This window comes from Pedobacter sp. MR2016-19 (assembly GCF_014947265.1).
Classification (GTDB): Bacteria; Bacteroidota; Bacteroidia; order Sphingobacteriales; family Sphingobacteriaceae; genus Pedobacter.
Genome location: NZ_JADCNK010000003.1, coordinates 1 through 21,761 on the forward strand (window position 1 = coordinate 1; position 21,761 = coordinate 21,761).

Sequence of the window (21,761 nt, forward strand, 5' to 3'; positions counted from 1 at the left end):
TTTTTTTGCGTAGAGACAGGATTAATTGCGAGGCCTTAGCGAGACGCTAAGACTAGAAGTAGCCACAGAATATTGAAAGTAATCTGTGTGTATAAAACCCATTCCAAAGACAACTATTAAAAACAATCTTATTTTTAGGTTGTTCATATAGTATATCAATTTACAATTACTATGGAAACGAATAAAGAAAAAGGTAAAGTTGTTGAGAACGATTTACTGGATAAAACCGCAGAAGATATTAAAGAAGATAGAACTTTAGATGAAAATAAATCATCAAAAGTAACGACCAATCTGTTTAACAAAGATAAAGACCGTAAGAATAATTCCTTTGGTCCTGGGCACGAGCCAGGTACCACACCGGGTTCTGGTATATAATTTGTTATTTCAGAATCTAAATCATTAAATTTAAACCACAGCATTTGCTGTGGTTTTTTTAGCTTAATTGCAAAATGGAGAGAAGAAATTTTATCAAAAATTCGGCACTGGCAGTGGCCTTGCTATCAATTTATAAAACAGATGTTTTTGGGCAGCAAGAGTTGTTGCGTGCTTATAATTTTAAACCGCTCCGTAATGATGTAGGTATATTTACCGAACAGGGTGGAACTATTGGGTGGTTAAATTCGAGCAATGGTTTTGTAGTGGTAGATGCACAGTTCCCGACTACAGCACCTCATGTAATAGACGAATTAAAAAAACTGGGAGAAAAGCCTTTCAAATATTTGATCAACACGCATCACCATGGCGATCATACCGCTGGGAATATTTCTTTTAAAGGATTGGCTGAAAAAGTAGTCGCACACCAAAATTCATTGGTAAACCAAAAAAGAGGCGCAGAGAAAGCAAATAATTTAGATAAACAGCTTTTGCCTGATACCACTTTCGGTACAAAATGGAGCGCGAAAGTGGGCAACGAAAATATTAAAGCTTATTATTATGGTTCAGGGCATACCAATGGCGATGCTATTTACCATTTCGAAAATGCCAATATCGTGCATGTAGGTGATCTGGTTTTCAACCGTAAATTTCCATATATTGATAGAGAAAATGGCGCACACATTGGCAACTGGATCACTGCTTTAGATAAAATCCAGAACCAGTTTGATAATGATACCTTATTTATCTGGGGACATAGCCTTGATCCGGAAAAAGTAACCGGAAATAAAACTAATGTTAAAGCTTATCAAAATTACCTTCAAAACCTGTTAACTTTTGTGGGCGGCGAAATTAAAGCAGGTAAAAGCAAAGAAGATATTTTAAAAACGACTACGATCCCAAATGCACCCGAATGGAAGGGAGAAGGCATTGAAAGAAGTTTAACTGCTGCTTATGATGAGCTGAAAGGGGTGTAAATATTTATTCGTTAACCACCCCTGGCCCCTCCTAAATTAGGAGGGGAGCTGATATAACTTTAATAACAATTGCTTGGATTGATTGAAGGAGCTTAACCGCTGTTTATGATGAATTGAGGGGATTTAACTTCATATTTCATAAGAAAAGTTGTCATCTCGATCCGATAGCTATCGGAACCGCTCGACGATATCCGTCTGTGCTCATCTCTAAAAATTTATCGTTCCTTTAAGACAGCCCTCCAAATCTATTTTCAATTTATAAACGTTCTATATTTAAAATAATCCTTTCAACGTCATCGAATTACCATAGGCTTTAATCATTAACAACTATATTTGTTACAATTCAAAATCTACAGCCCATGGATGATTTTATAGCAGCCCGTTCCCAAATGGCCTTATCATTAGGCTTTCACATTATTTTTTCCTGTATCGGCATGGTGATGCCTTTCTTTATGGCCGTATCACATTACAAATGGCTTAAAACCAATGATGAGGTGTATAAAAACCTCACAAAAGCCTGGAGTAAAGGGGTTGCCATATTCTTCGCTACCGGTGCGGTATCAGGTACCATGTTATCGTTCGAATTGGGCTTGCTTTGGCCAAAATTCATGGATCATGCCGGACCCATCTTCGGAATGCCTTTTTCGTTGGAAGGAACAGCTTTTTTTATTGAAGCGATAGCCCTTGGCTTTTTTCTTTATGGCTGGAATAAATTAAATAAATGGTTCCATTGGTTTACAGGAATGGTAGTAGGGGTGAGTGGTTTGGCATCCGGAATACTCGTAGTGGCAGCCAATGCCTGGATGAATAGTCCGGCAGGTTTTGATTTTGTAAACGGACAATACCTCAACATCGATCCCATACAGGCCATGTTCAATAAAGCTTGGTTTAGTCAGGCTTTACACATGTGTTTGGCAGCATTTACCGCAACGGGTTTTGCTGTGGCAGGCGTACATGCTTTAATGATTCTAAGGAACAGAAATGCAGCGTTCCATTTAAAAGCTTTTAAAATAGCGGCAGTATTTGCCTGCATTGCTGCTTTATTACAGCCATTAAGCGGCGATATTTCTGCAAAAGACGTAGCCAAACGTCAGCCTGCAAAGCTAGCTGCAATGGAAGCATTGTATAAAACCGAAAAACCTGCTCCGCTTTTGATCGGTGGTATCGTAAACGAGAAAGATAAAACGGTAAAAGGGGCAATCAAAATTCCGGGCGCTTTAAGTTTTCTGGCACATGGCGATTTTAAAGCCGAAGTTAAGGGATTGGATCAGATCCCGGAAAATGAACATCCCCCAGTTGCTATAAGCCATTATGCTTTCCAGATTATGGTGGGGATAGGCACACTACTGCTTTTGATAGCCTTAACCTATTTTTTCATCCTTTTTAAAAAGAAACCTTTAACCGAAAAGCGTTGGCTGTTAAAACTGTTCGTCGTTGCTATTCCGCTTGGCTACCTCGCTTTAGAAGCCGGTTGGGTAGTTACTGAAGTTGGCAGGCAGCCCTGGATTATTTATGGCGTTATGCGTACTAAAGATGCGGTTACGCCCATGCCGGGTATTGCTTATTCATTTTATATCTTCTCGGCCATTTACATTTCTTTAAGCATTATTGTAACGTTTTTGCTTTACCGGCAGATTAAAATGGTACCTGTGCTGTATAATAAAACTGAAGAAAATAATCATTAACCACAGATGAAGAGGATAACCACAGATAAAGTTGTTTAATTGGATCTAAGCTTATCTAAAATTTGTATTTATCTGTGTAAATCTGTGGCAAAAAAATAAATGATGGAACAAATTGTAATTACATTTTTATGCATGGCCATTCTGCTCTACTTTTTATTGGGTGGGGCCGATTTTGGCGCGGGGATTATAGAACTCTTTACTTCAACAAAAAACAGGAGTAAAACCCGTAAAACCATGTACCAGGCTATTGGTCCGGTTTGGGAGGCCAACCACATGTGGCTGATCATTGCTATTGTGATCCTTTTTGTGGGTTTCCCACATATTTATACCACCATGTCGGTTTACCTGCATATCCCTTTGGCCATTATGCTCATTGGGATTATTGCCCGTGGTACTGCCTTTGTATTCCGCCATTATGATGCCGTAAAAGATGATATGCAGTGGTTCTACAACCGGATATTTCGGTATTCGAGTTTTGTAACGGCTTTGTTTCTGGGTATAATTGCCGGAAGCTTAATTTCGGGCCATATTGATACACAAGCGACTGATTTTTATACTGCCTATATATCAGGTTGGTTAAACTGGTTTTCAATTGCTGTAGGCTTCTTTACGGTGGCGCTTTGCGGTTTCCTGGCGGCTATTTATCTTATTGGTGAAACGGATGAATATCATGATAAACGCCGTTTTATAAAAAAGGCCGAATTTATGAATATCGCTGCGGTAGTTTTTGGGGCTATGGTATTTATTGCCGCACAGCGCGATAAAATTCCATTGATCGATTGGGTTTTTAAAAGTAATGTGGGTTTATCGGCCATTGTTCTGGCGAGTTTATCTCTTATTTTATTATGGTACCTGTTGATTAAAGGCAAAACCAAGATTTTACGCGTTTTAGCGGGCTTCCAGGTAACGATGATCCTTCTGGCGATTAGTTATGCCCACTTTCCAAATTTTATTCGTTTAAAAAGCGGAGATGCAATTTCGCTATTGGAAACAGCTGGACCAGAAAAAACCATTTACAGTTTAGGTTTAGCACTTTTATTGGGAAGTGTATTGATTTTACCTTTTTTAGGATATTTGTTTTATAAGTTTCAGAAGAAGGAAGAGTAATGCCACTTGTTGTCATGCTGAGGTACGAAGCATCTGCAACCAATGAAACAGATGCTTCGTACCTCAGCATGACAGCATATTTAGGGTTGCTGCAAGAAAAAAGAGCATCTGTTTCCAAATGCTCCTTTAAATTATATTCAATTCTTTATTTACAACCCACCTTTTCTGTTCGATTTAGTTTGTACCGGCCAGGTAGATGCTTTTCCGGTACGTTCGTTAACCGGTAAATCTGTTGCTTTTTCGGTTGAGGTTTTTTCAGGATCTTCTGAAGCCATATAAACCATGATGGCTGCTAAAATCACATTGCTTCTAATCTCGTCGAAAACCAACTTATCATAACTGTCGCGGTTGGTGTGCCAGGTGTATGTTCCATAATCCCAACTGGTAGAACTTAATGAATAACCCAACGCTCCGGCAGCTACAAATGAAGCAAAATCTGAACCTCCTGCGCCAGGTGTTCCTGGGAAACTGGTTTTGATCTGGTTTTTAATCGTATCAGGTACTGCGGCCAACCAACGGGTGATATAATCCTTTGATTTAGCAAATCCTTGTCCACCAATGTTAACCACGCGGCCTGTTCCGTTATCCTGGTTAAACAAGGCCTGTAGGTTGTTCACAATTTCCGGATGATCTTCTACAAAAGCTCTTGAACCATTTAAACCCTGCTCTTCACTTCCCCAATGGCCAACCAAAATGGTGCGTTTTGGGTTAGGATAAATTTTCTTTAGAATGCGCATGGCTTCCATCATTAAGATGGTGCCAGAACCATTATCGGTAGCGCCGCTTGCACCATCCCAGGAATCGAAGTGTGCTGAAAGCATCACATATTCATTTGGCTTTTGAGTACCTTTAATCTCAGCGATCGTATTAAAAGTGGGTACAGCTCCTAATTTTTTCGAATCTGCCTCGATTTTTAGCTTCGGTTTATCGCCATTTAAGGCCAAACGGTAAACTAAACCGTAATCTTCAACTGATAAATCCAGTGTTGGCACTTTTGTGGTATTTGCACCAAAAATTTTATCTACTCCAAAACCCTGCGACCAGTTATTGATTACCACGGCTACTGCACCTGCATTTTCTAAAGCTACGGGAAGAGTTTTGGCAGTTAGACCTGTTTTAGTGATGCTGGCTGTCCATGCTTTTACAGCCTCGGATTTTTCTTTTTTAAATTTTTCAAAAAGGTCTTTTGTGGCAAATTCTTCCCAGTTTTTTTCTGGTCGGCCAGAAAGTTGGTTCATGGAAATTAAAACAATTTTACCTTTTACATTGGGTAACCATTTCTGAAAAGATACCGAATCGGTTATTTCGGGTAAGATAATCGCTTCTGCATTAATCGCTTTACCATTGGTTGATGGGCTCCAGGCCAATTGTGTACCTTCTAAAGTGCGTACCCGTGGACTTACCAGATCGATATGGGTAATGCCTCTTTCCCAGCCTGCCCATTCGCCCCATTTTTCATTTTTGGCAGAGATGCCCCAGTCACTGTATTTTTTAATTGCCCAATCGTTGGCCTGTTTCATTTGTGGCGAACCAACCAAACGCGGACCAACAACATCAAGCAATTCGTGCGCGAGTTTCTCTAATTGAGAGTTTTCGTTTACTTCTTTAACAATATTGTCGATTACTTTCCTGTCTTGCGCAAAAACGCTTGCAGAGCCGCACAGTAATAGGGCAGAAAATAGTAGCTTTTTATTCATAATTAGTTAGGGTTGATTATTTGATGTACTAATTTATGAAATATGGAGTAAGGTTGGGAGATGTTAATGGAAATGTTGCAGGAGTTTGGTGTTAACACCCAGTATATTTTGACCACCTAAGGCACCTTAGTTCACCTAAGTAAGGAATAGCCTTTTCCTTTGTGTATTGGTGCCTTTGTGGTAAACTTACACTCGCTAGAAAAAACCCTCATAAGAACCACTGGCTATGCAAGTTAAACCTGATTGTCGCGGAAAGCCCGGAGTGTAGCGAGGACTTAAAGCAAAAAGCAGGACTGAATTCACCGATTTATTCAAGCCCTGCTTTTCTTATTATAAGTTTATTTGTTTACTGGGCAACTTGTACTCATGAACAAATGACCAATGAACTATTGAACCAACTAATTGTTCATCATTTTGATAAAAGCGCCCAATTTAGCTTTCATGGCTCTTCTATCTACAATAAAATCAAGGAAACCATGTTCCAGAACGAATTCTGAAGTTTGGAAACCTTTCGGTAAATCTTTTTTAATGGTTTCTTTAATTACTCTTGGACCGGCAAAACCGATCAAAGCGCCTGGTTCGGCAATGTTGATATCGCCGAGCATGGCATACGATGCCGTTACACCGCCCGTAGTTGGATCGGTTAATAAAGAGATATATGGAACTTTAGCCTGACCTAATAAAGCCAGTTTAGCTGAAGTTTTAGCCATTTGCATTAATGAAAATGCGGCTTCCATCATCCGTGCACCACCTGATTTTGAAATCATCAGGAATGGAACTTTATGTTTGATACTGTAATCAATTGAACGTGCAATTTTTTCGCCCACAACCGAACCCATTGAACCACCTATGAAAGCGAAATCCATACAGGCAATAACGAGATCCTGACCTTCGATTTTACCAACTCCTGCCCGGATAGCGTCTTTTAAGCCTGTTTTAGCCTGACTTTCCTTAATTCTATCGGTATAAGGTTTGTTATCGTTAAAGTTTAGAGGGTCGCCTGATGTTAAGTTAGGGAACAGCTCTTTAAATTCGTTATTATCAAATAAAACCTCGAAATATTCTTTTGAGCCCACTCTCAGATGGTAATTGCAGTAATGACAAACGTATTTGTTTTCCTGAAGTTCTGCCTGATGTAGCGGTTTCTTACAATTTGGACATTTATTCCACAAACCATCTGGTGCTTCTTTTTTCTCTTCTGTTGTGGTAATGATACCTTTATTCTCTCTTTTAAACCAAGCCATATAATTTTTTGAAGAATTGGATTGCAAAGAAACGAAAAATAAAATAAAGTCGGACCTTATTAGACTTAAAAATAGTCGATGGTTAATTGGTTGATGCTTAATAGCTAAGTAGCTGAAGTAATTGAAAACCTGTATTTGCCCATTGTGAACTTCGAATTGAAAACTGAAGTGTGTCTTTTTTACACTAAGGATAATGTGTTTTTTACACTAAATAGGCTTTATTTTGCTGTTAAGCAAATAATTCTGTTGTTACAAAAGCTTGGAATGTTATTTTTTTTTATAACTTCGGACTTAATAAAATTAACAAGAAATGAGTTTAAAAGGCTACAAAGGCGTAATTTACGGAGATGCCGTTCAAGAATTGTTTGAGCAGGCTAAAAAACATCAGTTTGCTTTACCAGCAGTAAACGTAACCGGTACCAATACGGTTAACGCGGTATTGGAAACTGCTAAGGCAGTAAATTCGCCTGTTATGATTCAATTGTCTAACGGAGGTGCACAGTTTTATGCTGGTAAATCATTAGATAATGAGAAATTACAAGCATGTATTTTAGGAGCTGTATCGGCTGCTAAACATGTACATTTATTGGCAGAGCATTATGGTGTTGCCGTGGTTTTACATACCGACCACGCCGCTAAAAAATTATTGCCTTGGATTGATGGACTTTTAGACCACGGTGAAAAATTCTTCGCTGAAACCGGAAAACCTTTGTTTTCATCTCACATGTTAGATTTATCGGAAGAATCTATTGAAGAAAACATGGAAATTTCTGCTAAATACTTAGCACGCATGGCTAAAATGAACATGACTATCGAAATCGAACTTGGTGTTACCGGTGGTGAAGAAGATGGTGTTGATAATAGCGATGTAGACAGCTCTAAATTATATACTCAGCCTAGTGAAGTGGCTTATGCTTACGAAGAATTAAGCAAAGTTTCTCCTCGTTTTACTGTTGCTGCTGCTTTTGGTAACGTACACGGTGTTTATAAACCAGGTAACGTAAAATTGCAACCGGTAATTTTGAAAAATTCTCAGGATTTCATCAAAGAAAAATTCAGCTTAACTGCAGAGAAACCGATCAATTTCGTATTCCACGGTGGTTCTGGTTCTACTCAGGAAGAAATCAGAGAAGCAATTTCTTATGGTGCAATTAAAATGAATATTGATACTGACATGCAATGGGCATTTTGGGAAGGTATTTTAGAATATTACAAAAAGAATGAAGCTTATCTTCAAGCCCAGATCGGTAACCCTGATGGCGATGATAAACCAAATAAAAAATACTATGATCCACGCGTATGGTTACGTAAAGGTGAAGAAACTTTTGTTAAGCGTTTAACTACTGCATTCGAAGATCTGAACTGTATCAACGTTAACGATAAGCTATAAGATTTGATTGGTTTTTGAAGATTGGATTACATTCAACGATTCAAAAAATCAATCATTCAATAATTAAACAAAAGCGCCATGGGTTTAAAAACTTATGGCGCTTTTGTTTGTTTTATGGTTATATTTAAGCAAACAAATTGTGATGGCAAAATCTAAAAACGAAACTAAAAAAAATAATTTTTTTGAGAAATTCGCTAATGCGGCAACCAAGTTTACCGGTAGTTCTGTTGCATTTATTGCGGCAACCGCTATTGTAATTATTTGGGCAGTAACCGGCCCTCTGTTTAATTATTCTGAAACCTGGCAGTTGGTGATTAATACAGGTACAACGATTATTACCTTTTTGATGGTTTTTTTGATCCAGAAAGCACAGAATAAAGATGGTAAAGCGATCCAGTTAAAATTAAATGAATTGATTGCTGCACAGCAGGGGGCAAGTAACCGGATGGTCGATATTGAAGACCTGAGTGAAAAAGAACTGGATCAGTTACATAAATTTTACGTTACGATTGCCACACTTGCGAAAAAAGAGGCCGATATTCATTGTTCACATTCGATAGATGTTGCAAAAGAATTAAATGAATTGAAATTAAAATCGAATAAACACTTTAAACACCACGATAATGAGTCTGCACGTTCAAAAAGTTAACCATCCCGAAGATTTAGATAAAGTATTTGCTATACGTAAAATTGTATTTGTAGATGAACAGAATTGTCCGCCGGAACTGGAGTGGGAGCATGAAGATGAGTCTATTCATTTTCTGGCCACAAATAACGGACAACCTTGCGGTGCCTGTAGATGGCGTAAAACCGACCTTGGGTATAAGCTTGAACGTTTTGCGGTTTTAAAAGATTTTAGAGGGCAGGGAGTTGGCCGGGCACTAATTGCTGAAGCATTATCTGATCTGCCGGAGGATGCACATTATATTTACCTGAATGCGCAATTAGATGCCATGAGTTTGTATGCTAAGTTTGGTTTTGTAGCTGAGGGTGAGCAATTTGAAGAAGCTGGTATTCAGCATTTTAAAATGGTGAAGAAGGTTTAAGGAATAGTTAGCCTAGAGACACCGGTTCCTAATATCGTCATTTCGACTGAAGCGCAGCGAAATGGAGAAATCTTTTGATATAGATTTAGCTTCGCTGAGCACTGCGTGGTTCTCGACTGCGTTTCACTCCGCTCGAAATGACGACCTCGGGAGTTAAAAGGAACCTACCCAAATATCTTCCCCGATAACGTCATTGCCTCATTCCATTTATCCATATCCAGATTTAAATTTTCTCCTTTAGTATGAAGAAAATTAATCACATCTTCAGTTGCGATGTTACCCGTAAGGTCATCAGCAGCCATTGGACAGCCACCAAAGCCCTTTAAAGCTGAATCTATACGCTTTATACCCGAATGATAAGCAGCTTGGATCTTTTCGAGCCGATCGGCAGGAGTGGAGTGCAAATGGATCCCAATTTCTGTATTGTTAAACCTTGAAATCAATTTAGGTAATATACTTTCAATTTTTTCTGGAGTGGAAACACCTACGGTATCGGCCAGCGATAAAATCTCTACCCCTTTATTCACGAGAACATCAGCCCATTTTTCTACAATTTCATAATTCCATTCATCACCATAAGGGTTTCCAAAACCCATCGAAAGATAAACCACCGCTTTTTTGTTGTTTTTAGCACAAAGGGAGAGCATTTCTTCGACCGTATCTAATGATTGTGATATGCTCGAATTGGTATTACGCTGCTGGAACGTCTCAGAGATCGAAAAAGGAAAGCCAAGGTAATTAACCGCTTTGTGTTTAACCGCATCTTCTACACCCCTTAAATTGGCTACAATTGCCAAAAGTCGGGTAGAGGTATTGTTTAAATCCAATTGTGCCAAAACTTCTGCTGTATCGGCCATTTGCGGAATGGCTTTAGGCGAAACAAAACTTCCAAAATCAAGGGTATCAAAACCCACCTGAAGCAAAAGATTTAAATATTCGGCTTTAAGCGCAGTAGGAACAAAATCATGAAGTCCCTGCATGGCATCGCGCGGGCATTCTACTAATTTGAATTTATTTTGACTCATGTTTTTGGTTTAACCGCAAAATGCGCAAAGTTTTTCGCAAAGAAAAGAAGAAAAAAGGAAACAATTTTTTTATTGTCAAAGTTGCCTTAAAGACTAAAGACTAAAGACTAAAGACTAAAGACTAAGACAGCTTGACTTCTTCTTTTACGGCTGGTACCTCGTCTCTATAATCCACACTTCGATCTTTCGCAAAGGTTCTGATAATTAAACGGGTTCCCCGATCGTAGCTGAAGTAACTCCAAACCCAGTTTACAAAAACAATAATTTTGTTTCTGAAGCCTACTAATGTCATTAAGTGAACAAACATCCAGGTAAACCATGCAAACACACCCTGGAAACGGATTTTGCCGATATCAACAACAGCTTTATTTCTGCCTACTGTGGCCATTGAGCCTTTGTCGAAATATTTAAATTTCTCCAGAGGTTTGTTTTCCTTGATGTTGATCAGGTTTTTGGCCAAGTGGTGTCCTTGCTGTATGGCTGCCGGTGCAACTCCCGGGTGACCATTAGGTGTTTCTTCGTCAATAATAGCAGCTACATCGCCAATGGCATAAATATTCTGATACCCTACTATTAAATTTTGGGTATCTGTTTTTAATCTGCCGCCTCTCACCACTTCAGCTTTATCTAAACCACCTAAAACCTCACCCTTAACGCCGGCACTCCAGATTACTGTTGAACTTAAAATTGGTGCTTTATCCTGCAAGGTGAGTATATGTCCGTCGTAACCCAGTACCCTGGTTTCATTCATAATCTGAACGCCCATATCGGAAAGGAAATCTTTGGCTTTTTTTTGTGCCTGTGGCGACATTACACCCAATAATTCAGGAGAATTTTCGATCAGGTAAATGTTAACCTTACTTAGATCCATTTCAGGATAATCGTTAGGAATTACATGTCTTTTAAGCTCTGCAATGGCACCGGAGGTTTCAACGCCTGTCGGACCACCGCCAACTACAACAAAGTTTAATAGGGCACTTTTTTTATCTGCATCTTTTTCGATCAGCGATTTTTCGAAATTCTGTAAAATCAAACTTCTTAAATCTAATGCTTCAGGAATTGATTTCATCGGCATCGAATTGGCTTCAATTTCTTTGTTGCCGAAAAAATTGCTGGTAGAACCTGTGGCGATAACCAGATAATCGTAATTGATTCTGCCTATGTCAGTTTGTAAACAGTTTTCGGCAGCATTTACTTCGGTAACTTTGGTCACGCGGAAAATCAGATTTTTTTGTCCTTTAAAAATCTTCCGTAAAGGAAAAGCAATCGAATCTGCTTCTAAACCTCCTGTAGCCACCTGATAAAGTAAGGGTTGGAAAGTATGGTAATTGTGCTTATCTAGCATCACTACCTGAAAAGGCTTGTTCTTTAAACGTTTAGCTAACTCAATCCCACCAAATCCGCCACCAACAATCACTACTCTAGGGTATTCGCTTTTTGGAAGTTGTAAATCCATTCTTTATCGGTTTATCTGTAGCAATGTAACAAAAAAATGGCCAAAAGGTTTAAAAGATCAGGTTTTGACAGTTATTCTGGCTTAAAAAAGAAGATATAACGCTGGTATGACGAAGCAGTATTTTGCAGGTTTAAAGTACTGACCCAGGTTAAATAAACCTGATGGCAGTGAGCATCCCGATCCTTCATCGGGATAAAACGGACAGCAGTATCGTCGAAACCGAAGAACCACAGGATTTGCTTTTCAAAATAAATGAAAAGCTTTGTGCATTTTGTCTTTTAAACCTCGCAGGTTTTTAAAACCTACGAGGTTTGGCACAAAAAAAAGCGCCCCGATAAATCGAAGCGCTTATATATTTTAAGATTTTAATCTCTTATTTTTTCTCAGCTGAGCTACCCAAATCGATTACGATAGGAGTAGAGATACATAATGATGAGTATGTACCAATGATACGGCCGATCAATAATGCGAAGATAAACCCACGGATGCTATCGCCACCGAAAATGAAGATTACCAATAACACGAAGAATACGGTTAATGAGGTTAAGATGGTACGACTTAATGTACTGTTCAACGCGAAGTTGATTAAGTTGTTACGCTCTTCACCGTGTAAATCTTCTTTACCAGATTCTTTTAATTTCTCACGGATACGGTCAAATACAACAACTGTCTCTGTCATGGTGTAACCCATTACAGTTAAAATTGCTGCGATGAAATCCTGACCAATTTCTAGTGAGAATGGCATAATACCATCTAAAATAGTGTAGAAAGATAATACCATTAAAACATCATGGAACAATGCAATTACAGCACCTAAACCATACTGCCATTTTTTGAATCGTACAACGATGTAGATAAACATGAATAAACATGAAATCAATACGGCATAGAAAGCACCGTTTACGATATCGCTTGCAATAATCGGCGTTACCTTTTGTGAGCTTACGATTTCATATTTGGATCCGGCTAAACCTTTATTTAACGCATCTTCTACAACTTTATCAGTTTTAATGTCCTGATCTTCGATGTGGAAAGTAGTGGTGATTTTTACCTGACTATCTTCGCCTGCAGTTTTAACCTCTGGAGTTTCGTTACCGAAAACCGGATTTAACTTAGCTTTTAAATCTTCAGTATTAACTGCTTTATCGAAGTGAACCAAATAAGTTCTACCCCCTTTAAAATCTACACCTAAGTTTAAACCGCCATTTTTGAAGTACATACCAATACCAGCAATAATAATGATGGTAGAGATAACGTAATAGATTTTACGACGGCCAACAAAGTTGAAGGCTAAGTTTTTAAATGCGTTACGGGTTAAGCTATTATCGAAACTTACATCGATTTTGCGGCTTAATAATGATTCGAAAACTACTCTCGAAATGGCTACAGCTGCAAATAATGATGAAAGGATACCGATACATAAGGTAGTTGCGAAACCTTGAACTGGCCCGCTACCAAAAACGTAAAGGATAGCACCTAAAATGAATAAGGTAACGTTTGAATCGATAATTGAAGGCATTGCATGTTTAAAACCTTCCTTAATTGCCGTAGCGGTGTTCTTGCCATGCGCAAGCTCTTCACGTACACGCTCAAAGATAAGGATGTTTGCATCTACCGATAAACCAATGGTTAATACGATACCAGCAATACCAGGTAATGTTAATACTGCGCCAAGTGATACCAGGATACCAATGATGAAGAATAAGTTGATTAACAACGCAAAGTTTGCAACCCAGCCTGCACGGTGATAATACAACGCCATGAAGATTAAGATTACGATAAAGGCAATTACGAAAGAGATTAAACCATCGTGAATAGCTTGTGCACCTAAAGTTGGACCAACTACGTAGCTACCTGCAATACGTGCAGGAGCAGGCAATTTACCAGCTTTTAAGATGTTTGATAAATCCTTAGTATCTGCCTGGGTAAAGTTACCCGTGATTGAGGAAACACCACCAGCAATTTCATTCTGAACAGTAGGAGCAGAATAAACCTGGTTATCCAATACAATGGCAATAGATTTTTTGTTGTTTGGATCAGCAGCCGCTTCAGCAGTAATTTTTTTCCATTTAGCAGAACCTTCGCTGGTCATGTACATGGTTACCTCTGGTTTACCTTTTTGGTCAAAATCTGCACGCGAATCGCTGATTGCCTCACCACCTAAATCTGGTTTACCATCGGCACTAACCACTTTGATTGCATATAATTCGAAAATTTTCGAACCTTCTCTAGGTTTAACACTCCACATAAATTTCATCGTAGATGGAATAGATGCAGCAACTTCAGGAAGTTTTAAATAAGCATTAACTTTAGCCGTATCTTTTTGTAACGACATACCAACAACTGCACCAGGCATTAATTGTTGTTGTCCGTTTTCGCCCTGGTAAATCGGTAAGTTAAGAACAGCATACAATGGGTTAGATTTCATCAATTCGGCTTTAACTGCGCTCGAATCTTTTTTACCTAAGCCAGCAAGCTTGCCACCTTTAGCTGTAGTGTCTTTAGCTGCAGCTTTTTCTAAACCAGCTAATTTACCACCAGCAGCCGGAGCAGCCGTTGTATCTTTAGCAGCTGGTGCATCAGTTTTTAATGTTGCCGCTAAAATTTTATTAATGTTTTCTAATAATGGTGCAACTTCTTGTACCTGGTAAACTTGCCAGAATTGTAATTCGGCAGAACCCTGTAAAAGTTTAGCAATACGCTCTTTATCTTGTACACCTGGCATTTCGATTAAGATACGGTTGCTACCTTCTTGTTTTTGCATGTTCGGACTAACTACTCCGAAACCATCAATACGTGAACGTAAAACTGTAAATGAACGATCAATAGCACTGGTTGCTTCTTTTTCTAAGAAAGATTCAACGTCGCTATTGCTTGCACTAGGTTTTAACTGAGATGCGTTATCCTGATTAGAGAAATAATCTGCAAGTTTTACTCCCGGGCTTAATTTTTCGAATTCATCAACAAAAATTTTGATGTAATCTTTACCACCGGCATTTAATTGAATCTGTGCATTCTGAACTGCTTTGTTGAAGTTCGCATCAGTAGGGTTACCTGCTAATGATTTTACCAACTCCGCCAACGATATTTCCATCGTTACGTTCATTCCGCCTTTTAAATCCAGACCCAAATTAATCTCTTTCGCTTTTACCTCTTGATAAGTAAATCCAACTAATGGATAAACTTTTACGGTACTCATCGAATCTAAGTAAGCCTTTTCTTTGGCTAAATCACCCTTCGCAGCGTTTTTTGCGTCTTTTTCTACCTTGGATGCTACCAAAGTAAAAGAAAGTGCGTACGCACAAACGATAGCCAATACTATCGCTATAAACTTAATAAAACCTTTTCCTTGCATTGTTTGTTTAAAATAATTTGTCTTTCGCTGTTTTTTAACAAGTCGGCAAATCTAATTAAATTTTTAAATTATAGAACCCCTTAATTGATAATTTATTAACATTAATTTTTATGGGGCAATAATCATTGGAGATTCATCAGGCAGAATTCATTTCGGAGGACTAAATTTAGAATGAAATAGATTTGGAAAGCAATTACAGCAGCTTTTGGGCTTTGTTTCATCCCACTACTGTTTCAATCTTTTTTCTGCTGTCATGCTGGGGCACGAAGCATCTTTTCATATATGTGTTCTTGGAAACAAAGACACATGATAGATCTTCTATTGAAAAGCAATACCTGTGTTTCTTTGGCTCTGATAGTCCCGCTGTCCGTTTTATTTCGCTGCGCTTCATGCTCACTGCCATCGGGTTTAGCTGACAGGGGTAGAAGCACTATTCAAGTAGAAATAGTAGTCGCCCCAGTTCAATTCACTACATGATTAATATTTGGCTTTATTCCTAACGAGATCGTCATGCTGAATTTATTTCAGAATCTTTCTTATAAGATAGACCCTGAAATGAATTCAGGGAGACGACCCTAAAAGAAGATATTTTAGTCGCTAAACCCTTTCTAAAACCTCAAAAGTATAATCGTACTTGTTTTTTTCGTCCGCCTTGTGGGGTTCGCTGCTAATCACTTTCCATTCTTTCCGGTCTACTTCCGGGAAAAAAGTATCCGCGTCAAAATTATGATGAATAGTGGTTAAATAAAGCGTCTGCGTTTTAGGTAATGCCTGTCTGTAAATCTCCGCTCCGCCAACAATGAATACTGGTTTTTCTTCTGTTTTGGTGATTGCTAAAGCTTCATCTAAGCTATTTACCACTTCAACGCCTTCAATTTTTAATTCAGTATCTCTTGTAATTACAATATTCCTGCGGTTCGGTAATGGTCTGCCTACAGAATCGAACGTTTTACGGCCCATTATAACCGTATGGCCAGAAGTCGTTTGTTTAAAAAACTTTAAATCGGCTGGCATGTGCCATAAAAGCTGGTTGTTTTTGCCAATTGCGAAGTTTTCGCCAATGGCTACGGCGATAGAAATATTATTCATTAGTAACGGTGAATTATGGAGTAGTTTAAAATAGATCAGAATGAGTTCCCAACCTATCCAGGTAGATTTCTCTTTTAGTATCGTCCTGAAGCCAGGTCATCAACCAATCCCCTTTTATATGGCACTCCCAAAAGCCATCATAATCCCAACTTAAAATATGTGGTTTGTATTTTGGAGGTAGTTTCCCATTTTCTCTTAAGGTTTTAAGAACTACCTCTAAAAGAGAAATATCGTAATTGCGTTTTATGCAACGTTTATAATCTTTTTTAAATTGATTTGAAAAAGATATATCGTACATAAATATTATGAGTTAAGCTTTTGCATCAAATCCAAATGACTAGATGATTTTGTCAATTCTTCACCTTTGCTTGTTTTTTTCATTGACGCAATTGTAGTTTTATTCGGTTTTTTCTCCGTATCAGTATTAATGATAACCCCCAACTCTTGTAAGAGCTGTTTAACTAAACTGCTTTTTTTTTCTGGTACACTGATTGAAAAAGTTTCCATATACAAATATACTAATTCTGTTAAACAGCAACAACACCTTTAATATGCGGATGCGCTTCGTAGTTCTCCAATGTAAAATCCTCAAATTTAAAATCAAAAATGCTTTTTACCTCTGGATTGATTTTCATGGTTGGAAGTGGTTTCGGTTCGCGACTTAATTGAAGATTGGCCTGTTCGATATGGTTATTGTATAAATGGGCATCGCCAAGGGTGTGGATAAAATCTCCGGCTTGTAAACCGCAAACCTGTGCCACCATCATAGTTAGTAATGCGTAAGATGCAATGTTGAAAGGAACACCCAAGAAAATATCGGCGCTTCGTTGATATAATTGGCAACTTAACTTCCCATCGGCCACGTAGAATTGAAAAAAGGCATGACAAGGGGGCAAGGCCATATTTTCGATTTCGGCAACATTCCACGCTGAAACAATAATTCTGCGCGAATCGGGATTGTTTTTGATCGTGTTGATCATATTGGTAATCTGATCAATATGCTGCCCGTCTGGTGTTGGCCAGCTTCTCCATTGCGAACCGTAAACCGGTCCGAGGTTGCCGTTTTCATCTGCCCATTCGTCCCAGATACGTACACCATTATCTTTCAGGTATTTGATATTTGTATCGCCGGTTAAAAACCAGATCAGCTCGTGAATAATAGATTTTAAGTGCAGCTTTTTTGTTGTAACCATTGGAAAACCTTCCTCAAGGTTAAAACGCATCTGATAACCAAAAACACTTATTGTTCCAGTACCGGTACGGTCGTGCTTTTGAGCGCCATGATTCAGCACATGCTGCATTAAATCTAAATATTGTTTCATACTGTTCTGATAATTTACAAATATCTAAAATTTATCAGGTGTTGTAAATCATTTTATTGTTTAATTGTTAACATCGGTTGGGTGTAATTCCGTTGTGTAGTTCCGGCGTGAAGCCGGGACCTACATAAAATTTGTATGTTTGCAACATGAGACGGTTGCTGGTTTCGGCACCATGGACTCAGGACTTAAGACTCACGACTAAGAACTAAAATGCTATCTTTTCCCAACGCAAAAATAAACTTAGGTTTAAATATCACCGAAAAACGATCTGATGGTTACCACAACCTTGAAACCGTTTTTTACCCGATCAATATTAAAGATGCGGTCGAAATTACTGATGCGGAGGCAACCTCTTGCAAAATTCACGGCATCGATATTCCCGGCGATCCTAACGATAACCTCTGTTTTAAAGCCTACCAATTGGTAAAAAAAGATTTTGATATCCCTGCACAGCAGATCAATTTGCTGAAAAATATTCCTGTGGGAGCGGGCTTGGGCGGTGGGTCAGCAGATTGTGCTTTTCTGATCAGACTGCTAAATGATAAATTCAGTTTGGAAATGTCTGTTGATAAAATGGAAGGTTATGCTCGTCAATTAGGTGCCGACTGTGCTTTCTTTATCGAAAACAGACCTGTTTACGCCTTTAATAAAGGAGACGAATTTGAAAAGTGCGAAGTAGATTTGTCAGCCTGGTTTAAAGTTTTGGTAAAACCGCCTGTACATGTAAGTACGGCCGATGCTTATGCGCATGTAAAACCGCAAAAACCTTTGCAATCGTTAAAAGAAATTATACATTTGTGTCCAACAACATGGAAAAATAAGGTTATCAACGATTTCGAACCATCGGTCTTCGCAAAGTATCCCCAAATTCGTCAAATAAAAACCAGTTTATACGATGCAGGCGCAACATTCGCTTTAATGAGTGGTAGCGGTTCGTCGGTTTTTGCAATTTTTAACCATCCGGTTAAATTGCCCGAACTGGAAAAAAATAACTTAGTATTTTATGGTATTTAAGCTGAGCGCATGGCGCATGGTGTTCGAAAAGCAAAATGTTAGGGTATTAAATAATAAATTTAAATTAAGGTAGAAGGTTGGAAGATAGAAGGTTTAAGGCGTTTGAAATGTCTCATATCTAATATCTCAAATCTGACATCTCGATACGATTAATATGAACATAAATCTGATCCGCAAGAGCGGTAAATTTAATTTTGAAGCAGAAAACGAGAGCGGTTTTACTGTAGAGTTGGATGCAAAAGCTGCCATTGGGGGTGAAGGAAAAGGTTTCAGACCGATGGAGATGTTACTGATTGGATTAGGCGGCTGCAGTGGTATTGATATGGTAAATGTATTAACCAAGCAGAAGGAACCACTAGGTGATATTAAAATCGCTATAAATGCTACCAGAAAAGAGGAAGAAATGCCACCGATTTTTGATGTAATCGATATTCACTTTGATTTATTTGGTGATTTAAGCACTCAAAAGGTAGAACGTGCACTACAAATGACCTTCGATAAATATTGCTCGGTATCGAATATTTTGGGCCGTTCAGCAACAATTAATTTTACTTACAAAATAAATAAATAACAAGGCTGGGAGGATAAAATAGAGAAGTATAAAGTAACAAGTAGCAAGTATCGAGAAGCAAATCTTAAAATTTATGATGACGACTTTATTCTCACACTACATCTTGATACTTGATACTCAAATCTTGATACCCATCCCTTGATACCCAAATCTTGATACTTAAAAATGAAATCCGAAAATTTTGAAACCATAGCTATACGCACGCAAACCGAACGCAGTTTACACAAAGAGCATTCATCACCAATTTACCTTACTTCGAGTTATAAGTTTGAAGATGCAGAAGAAATGCGTGCTTTGTTTGCGAATGAAAAGGAGGGAAATGTATACAGTCGTTATTCAAATCCAAATACATCCGAGTTCATCGAGAAAATGTGCCTTTTAGAAGGTGCCGAAGATGGTTTTGCTACTGCAACAGGTATGGCTGCGATTTTCACCACATTTGGTGCATTTTTGAAAAATGGCGACCACCTGGTATCAAGCCGTTCGGTTTTTGGTTCTACGCACCAATTATTAACTAATGTTTTTTCTAACTGGGGTGTAACTTTCGATTATGCCGATTTAGATAAACCGCAGGATTGGGAGGCTTTGATTAAGCCGAACACTAAAATGATTTTTGTAGAAACTCCATCTAATCCTGGTATTGATATTATTGATCTTGAATTTTTGGGCAATTTGGCTAAAAAACATAATATATTACTTGTTGTAGATAATTGCTTTGCTACACCATATCTGCAACAGCCGATTAAATATGGTGCGCATATTTCAATCCATTCAGCTACTAAATATATTGATGGGCAAGGGCGTGTTTTGGGTGGTGTAATTTTAGGGCCCAAAGATTTAATTGCAGATGTAATTGGTTTTGCCCGTCATAGTGGCCCGGCCTTATCGCCTTTTAACGCATGGATTTTATCTAAGAGTCTAGAAACCTTGGCCATCCGTATGGATCGTCATTGCGAAAATGCTTTAAAGGTTGCCGAATATTTAGAAAAACATCCGAAAATTAAACTGGTGAAATATCCGTTTTTACCATCACACCCTCAATACGATATTGCCAAAAAGCAAATGAAACAAGGTGGTGGCATTGTAACCATTGTGGTTGAAGGTGGTATAGATGCGGCACGTAAATTTATGGATGGTCTGCAAATGTTCTCTATTTCCGCAAATTTGGCTGATACGCGTTCTATTGCAACACACCCGGCTACGAGTACACACAGCAAACTTACCGAAGAGCAACGTAATGAAGTTGGGATTGAACAAGGTTCAATTCGTTTATCAATAGGTTTGGAGCATATCAACGATATTTTAGCTGATATTGAGCAGGCATTAGCTTAAAGTTTTTTTGATGGGGAAAATCATAAATATTTGTTCATGGTTTGTGTATCAACTGGATATTTTAATTTGAAATAACTTTATGAAAAGCTTTCTTCTACTATTATTGAGTACAGTTTTATTTTCTTGCAATCAAAATGATAAAAATGCTTCAGCCCTTAAGGAAAAAGAAGGGTTGAATCTGGAAAAAATTGATTTCAAAGAAAAACCAATTGAATTTTTAAAATCCAAAATAGACTCAAATGTGAATAATGATCCGGATTACCTTAAAAAAGGCTATTCAATGCCTTTCGACTATCCGGTTGCTTATAAGTTAGATGCCTGGAATGGCAAAGATTCATTTTATGGTAAAGCGTATTATAGTAAGATTATTGATAGTATTGCCTATTATCAGAACATATACTTTAATAGGATCGCTTTTTTAACACACAATAATAAAACTGTAGCGATTTTAGCCGATGCAGAAATTAAATCTGATACGGTTTACAACGAGTTTGTTAAGCAGTTAGAGAAACAATTTGGTAAGCCAACTTTTAGGCCACAAACTACTGAAGACGTTTTTTACGAGTGGTCTGCCAAAGACAGGCGTATACAAATCGATTATTCTAAAGGAGTTTCAATGGAAGCGATGTCTGGCAAGAAAACGGAGGTTAAGCAAACATTTAACATGCAAATGCTTGTTTTTAGTAGGGCTGAGGGGGCAAAAATTGATAGCATTCAGCAGAAAAATTATGCTAAAACAAAGGAATATAAAGTGATGCAGGGCGATTTCAAATTGTACAAAAATGATCCTCAAAAGAATATCGTTTTAATGGATAGCATCCTTAATGAAAAATTTAAGTAATAATTCTTTTTAATTTCATTGGTACTTTACCGATGATCGGGATTGGCGAATTGAAGATCAAACATGAATGACGTTTCTTTTATTCTTTCTGAACTAGAATCAATCAGCGAACCTGAATATTTAAAAAAGATGGCCGATTTAGGAATCGATATTTCAAAGGCTTTTGGTATCCGAGTGCCCAATATTCGTAAGCTGGGTAAACAGATCGGTAAAATCAGGAGCTGTCTTTACTGCTCTG

20 protein-coding genes are annotated in these 21,761 nt (G+C 38.2%); 11 read left to right on the plus strand and 9 right to left on the minus strand.

Going from position 1 to position 21,761, the window contains the following annotated elements; all coding sequences use genetic code 11:
* Positions 1-171 precede the first annotated feature (171 nt).
* The 4 genes from IM793_RS04775 (at position 172) to IM793_RS04790 (ending at position 4,141) form a co-directional block, all read left to right on the plus strand.
* Positions 172-375 carry a hypothetical protein gene (locus tag IM793_RS04775; protein WP_025143865.1) on the plus strand — a complete coding sequence of 68 codons (204 nt, stop codon included), beginning with the start codon at positions 172-174 and terminating at the stop codon, positions 373-375.
* Between the two features lie 74 nt (positions 376-449).
* Positions 450-1,349 (plus strand): MBL fold metallo-hydrolase, encoded by a 900-nt coding sequence (locus IM793_RS04780; protein WP_193419977.1) that lies wholly within the window; start codon positions 450-452, stop codon positions 1,347-1,349.
* A gap of 359 nt (positions 1,350-1,708) precedes the next feature.
* Positions 1,709-3,034 (plus strand): cytochrome ubiquinol oxidase subunit I, encoded by a 1,326-nt coding sequence (locus tag IM793_RS04785; protein WP_193419978.1) that lies wholly within the window; start codon positions 1,709-1,711, stop codon positions 3,032-3,034.
* 102 nt (positions 3,035-3,136) lie between these two features.
* On the plus strand, positions 3,137-4,141 hold the full coding sequence (locus IM793_RS04790; protein ID WP_193419979.1) for a cytochrome d ubiquinol oxidase subunit II: 1,005 nt from the start codon (positions 3,137-3,139) through the stop codon (positions 4,139-4,141).
* 149 nt (positions 4,142-4,290) lie between these two features.
* Here the strand turns inward: IM793_RS04790 and IM793_RS04795 are convergent, their stop codons facing one another.
* Both IM793_RS04795 and accD read right to left on the minus strand, forming a co-directional pair.
* A complete protein-coding gene (locus IM793_RS04795; protein WP_193419980.1) occupies positions 4,291-5,838 on the minus strand; it encodes a M20/M25/M40 family metallo-hydrolase in 1,548 nt (515 codons plus the stop codon).
* A 398-nt stretch (positions 5,839-6,236) separates the two neighbouring features.
* Positions 6,237-7,082, minus strand: a complete 846-nt coding sequence (accD, locus tag IM793_RS04800; protein WP_121286775.1) for an acetyl-CoA carboxylase, carboxyltransferase subunit beta — start codon at positions 7,080-7,082, stop codon at positions 6,237-6,239.
* Positions 7,083-7,392: 310 nt separating this feature from the next.
* Between accD and fbaA the strand changes: the two genes are divergently transcribed.
* The 3 genes from fbaA (at position 7,393) to IM793_RS04815 (ending at position 9,518) form a co-directional block, all read left to right on the plus strand.
* Positions 7,393-8,472, plus strand: a complete 1,080-nt coding sequence (gene fbaA, locus IM793_RS04805; RefSeq protein WP_132403889.1) for a class II fructose-bisphosphate aldolase — start codon at positions 7,393-7,395, stop codon at positions 8,470-8,472.
* Positions 8,473-8,614: 142 nt separating this feature from the next.
* On the plus strand, positions 8,615-9,121 hold the full coding sequence (locus tag IM793_RS04810) for a low affinity iron permease family protein (RefSeq protein ID WP_193419981.1): 507 nt from the start codon (positions 8,615-8,617) through the stop codon (positions 9,119-9,121).
* Complete coding sequence (locus IM793_RS04815; protein ID WP_193419982.1) at positions 9,096-9,518, plus strand: GNAT family N-acetyltransferase; 423 nt, start codon at positions 9,096-9,098, stop codon at positions 9,516-9,518. Before IM793_RS04810 ends, IM793_RS04815 begins: the two co-directional genes overlap by 26 nt.
* Positions 9,519-9,682: 164 nt before the next feature.
* Here IM793_RS04815 and IM793_RS04820 read toward each other — a convergent pair whose 3' ends face one another.
* The 7 genes from IM793_RS04820 to IM793_RS04850 all read right to left on the minus strand — a co-directional run bounded on the left by IM793_RS04820 (position 9,683) and on the right by IM793_RS04850 (position 17,765).
* Complete coding sequence (locus IM793_RS04820; RefSeq protein WP_193419983.1) at positions 9,683-10,543, minus strand: hydroxymethylglutaryl-CoA lyase; 861 nt, start codon at positions 10,541-10,543, stop codon at positions 9,683-9,685.
* Positions 10,544-10,664: 121 nt separating this feature from the next.
* A complete protein-coding gene (locus IM793_RS04825; RefSeq protein WP_193419984.1) occupies positions 10,665-11,999 on the minus strand; it encodes an NAD(P)/FAD-dependent oxidoreductase in 1,335 nt (444 codons plus the stop codon).
* A gap of 373 nt (positions 12,000-12,372) precedes the next feature.
* Entirely contained in the window at positions 12,373-15,354 is a 2,982-nt protein-coding gene (gene secDF / locus IM793_RS04830; RefSeq protein ID WP_193419985.1) for a protein translocase subunit SecDF, read from the minus strand.
* A gap of 597 nt (positions 15,355-15,951) precedes the next feature.
* Complete coding sequence (locus IM793_RS04835; protein ID WP_193419986.1) at positions 15,952-16,443, minus strand: dihydrofolate reductase; 492 nt, start codon at positions 16,441-16,443, stop codon at positions 15,952-15,954.
* A 25-nt stretch (positions 16,444-16,468) separates the two neighbouring features.
* Positions 16,469-16,741 carry a type II toxin-antitoxin system YafQ family toxin gene (locus IM793_RS04840; protein WP_193419987.1) on the minus strand — a complete coding sequence of 91 codons (273 nt, stop codon included), beginning with the start codon at positions 16,739-16,741 and terminating at the stop codon, positions 16,469-16,471.
* A gap of 5 nt (positions 16,742-16,746) precedes the next feature.
* Complete coding sequence (locus tag IM793_RS04845; protein WP_132403862.1) at positions 16,747-16,950, minus strand: hypothetical protein; 204 nt, start codon at positions 16,948-16,950, stop codon at positions 16,747-16,749.
* A 20-nt stretch (positions 16,951-16,970) separates the two neighbouring features.
* A complete protein-coding gene (locus IM793_RS04850) occupies positions 16,971-17,765 on the minus strand; it encodes a thymidylate synthase (RefSeq protein ID WP_193419988.1) in 795 nt (264 codons plus the stop codon).
* A gap of 210 nt (positions 17,766-17,975) precedes the next feature.
* Here IM793_RS04850 and ispE point away from each other — a divergent pair, with 210 nt between their 5' ends.
* The 4 genes from ispE (at position 17,976) to IM793_RS04870 (ending at position 21,523) form a co-directional block, all read left to right on the plus strand.
* Positions 17,976-18,779, plus strand: coding sequence for a 4-(cytidine 5'-diphospho)-2-C-methyl-D-erythritol kinase (gene ispE, locus IM793_RS04855; RefSeq protein WP_193419989.1), 804 nt, complete (start codon positions 17,976-17,978; stop codon positions 18,777-18,779).
* Between the two features lie 154 nt (positions 18,780-18,933).
* Positions 18,934-19,350 carry an OsmC family protein gene (locus IM793_RS04860; RefSeq protein WP_193419990.1) on the plus strand — a complete coding sequence of 139 codons (417 nt, stop codon included), beginning with the start codon at positions 18,934-18,936 and terminating at the stop codon, positions 19,348-19,350.
* A 165-nt stretch (positions 19,351-19,515) separates the two neighbouring features.
* Positions 19,516-20,682 (plus strand): PLP-dependent aspartate aminotransferase family protein, encoded by a 1,167-nt coding sequence (locus tag IM793_RS04865; protein ID WP_193419991.1) that lies wholly within the window; start codon positions 19,516-19,518, stop codon positions 20,680-20,682.
* A gap of 79 nt (positions 20,683-20,761) precedes the next feature.
* Positions 20,762-21,523, plus strand: a complete 762-nt coding sequence (locus IM793_RS04870; RefSeq protein WP_193419992.1) for a hypothetical protein — start codon at positions 20,762-20,764, stop codon at positions 21,521-21,523.
* The last annotated feature ends 238 nt before the right edge of the window (positions 21,524-21,761 follow it).

Excerpts from the sequence above, each read along its gene's own strand:
- IM793_RS04775 (WP_025143865.1), top strand. The coding sequence starts at position 172 with ATGGAAACGAATAAAGAAAAAGGTAAAGTTGTTGAGAACGATTTACTG.
- IM793_RS04780 (WP_193419977.1), top strand. The coding sequence starts at position 450 with ATGGAGAGAAGAAATTTTATCAAAAATTCGGCACTGGCAGTGGCCTTG.
- IM793_RS04785 (WP_193419978.1), top strand. The coding sequence starts at position 1,709 with ATGGATGATTTTATAGCAGCCCGTTCCCAAATGGCCTTATCATTAGGC.
- IM793_RS04790 (WP_193419979.1), top strand. The coding sequence starts at position 3,137 with ATGGAACAAATTGTAATTACATTTTTATGCATGGCCATTCTGCTCTAC.
- IM793_RS04795 (WP_193419980.1), bottom strand. The coding sequence starts at position 5,838 with ATGAATAAAAAGCTACTATTTTCTGCCCTATTACTGTGCGGCTCTGCA.
- accD (WP_121286775.1), bottom strand. The coding sequence starts at position 7,082 with ATGGCTTGGTTTAAAAGAGAGAATAAAGGTATCATTACCACAACAGAA.
- fbaA (WP_132403889.1), top strand. The coding sequence starts at position 7,393 with ATGAGTTTAAAAGGCTACAAAGGCGTAATTTACGGAGATGCCGTTCAA.
- IM793_RS04810 (WP_193419981.1), top strand. The coding sequence starts at position 8,615 with ATGGCAAAATCTAAAAACGAAACTAAAAAAAATAATTTTTTTGAGAAA.
- IM793_RS04815 (WP_193419982.1), top strand. The coding sequence starts at position 9,096 with ATGAGTCTGCACGTTCAAAAAGTTAACCATCCCGAAGATTTAGATAAA.
- IM793_RS04820 (WP_193419983.1), bottom strand. The coding sequence starts at position 10,543 with ATGAGTCAAAATAAATTCAAATTAGTAGAATGCCCGCGCGATGCCATG.
- IM793_RS04825 (WP_193419984.1), bottom strand. The coding sequence starts at position 11,999 with ATGGATTTACAACTTCCAAAAAGCGAATACCCTAGAGTAGTGATTGTT.
- secDF (WP_193419985.1), bottom strand. The coding sequence starts at position 15,354 with ATGCAAGGAAAAGGTTTTATTAAGTTTATAGCGATAGTATTGGCTATC.
- IM793_RS04835 (WP_193419986.1), bottom strand. The coding sequence starts at position 16,443 with ATGAATAATATTTCTATCGCCGTAGCCATTGGCGAAAACTTCGCAATT.
- IM793_RS04840 (WP_193419987.1), bottom strand. The coding sequence starts at position 16,741 with ATGTACGATATATCTTTTTCAAATCAATTTAAAAAAGATTATAAACGT.
- IM793_RS04845 (WP_132403862.1), bottom strand. The coding sequence starts at position 16,950 with ATGGAAACTTTTTCAATCAGTGTACCAGAAAAAAAAAGCAGTTTAGTT.
- IM793_RS04850 (WP_193419988.1), bottom strand. The coding sequence starts at position 17,765 with ATGAAACAATATTTAGATTTAATGCAGCATGTGCTGAATCATGGCGCT.
- ispE (WP_193419989.1), top strand. The coding sequence starts at position 17,976 with ATGCTATCTTTTCCCAACGCAAAAATAAACTTAGGTTTAAATATCACC.
- IM793_RS04860 (WP_193419990.1), top strand. The coding sequence starts at position 18,934 with ATGAACATAAATCTGATCCGCAAGAGCGGTAAATTTAATTTTGAAGCA.
- IM793_RS04865 (WP_193419991.1), top strand. The coding sequence starts at position 19,516 with ATGAAATCCGAAAATTTTGAAACCATAGCTATACGCACGCAAACCGAA.
- IM793_RS04870 (WP_193419992.1), top strand. The coding sequence starts at position 20,762 with ATGAAAAGCTTTCTTCTACTATTATTGAGTACAGTTTTATTTTCTTGC.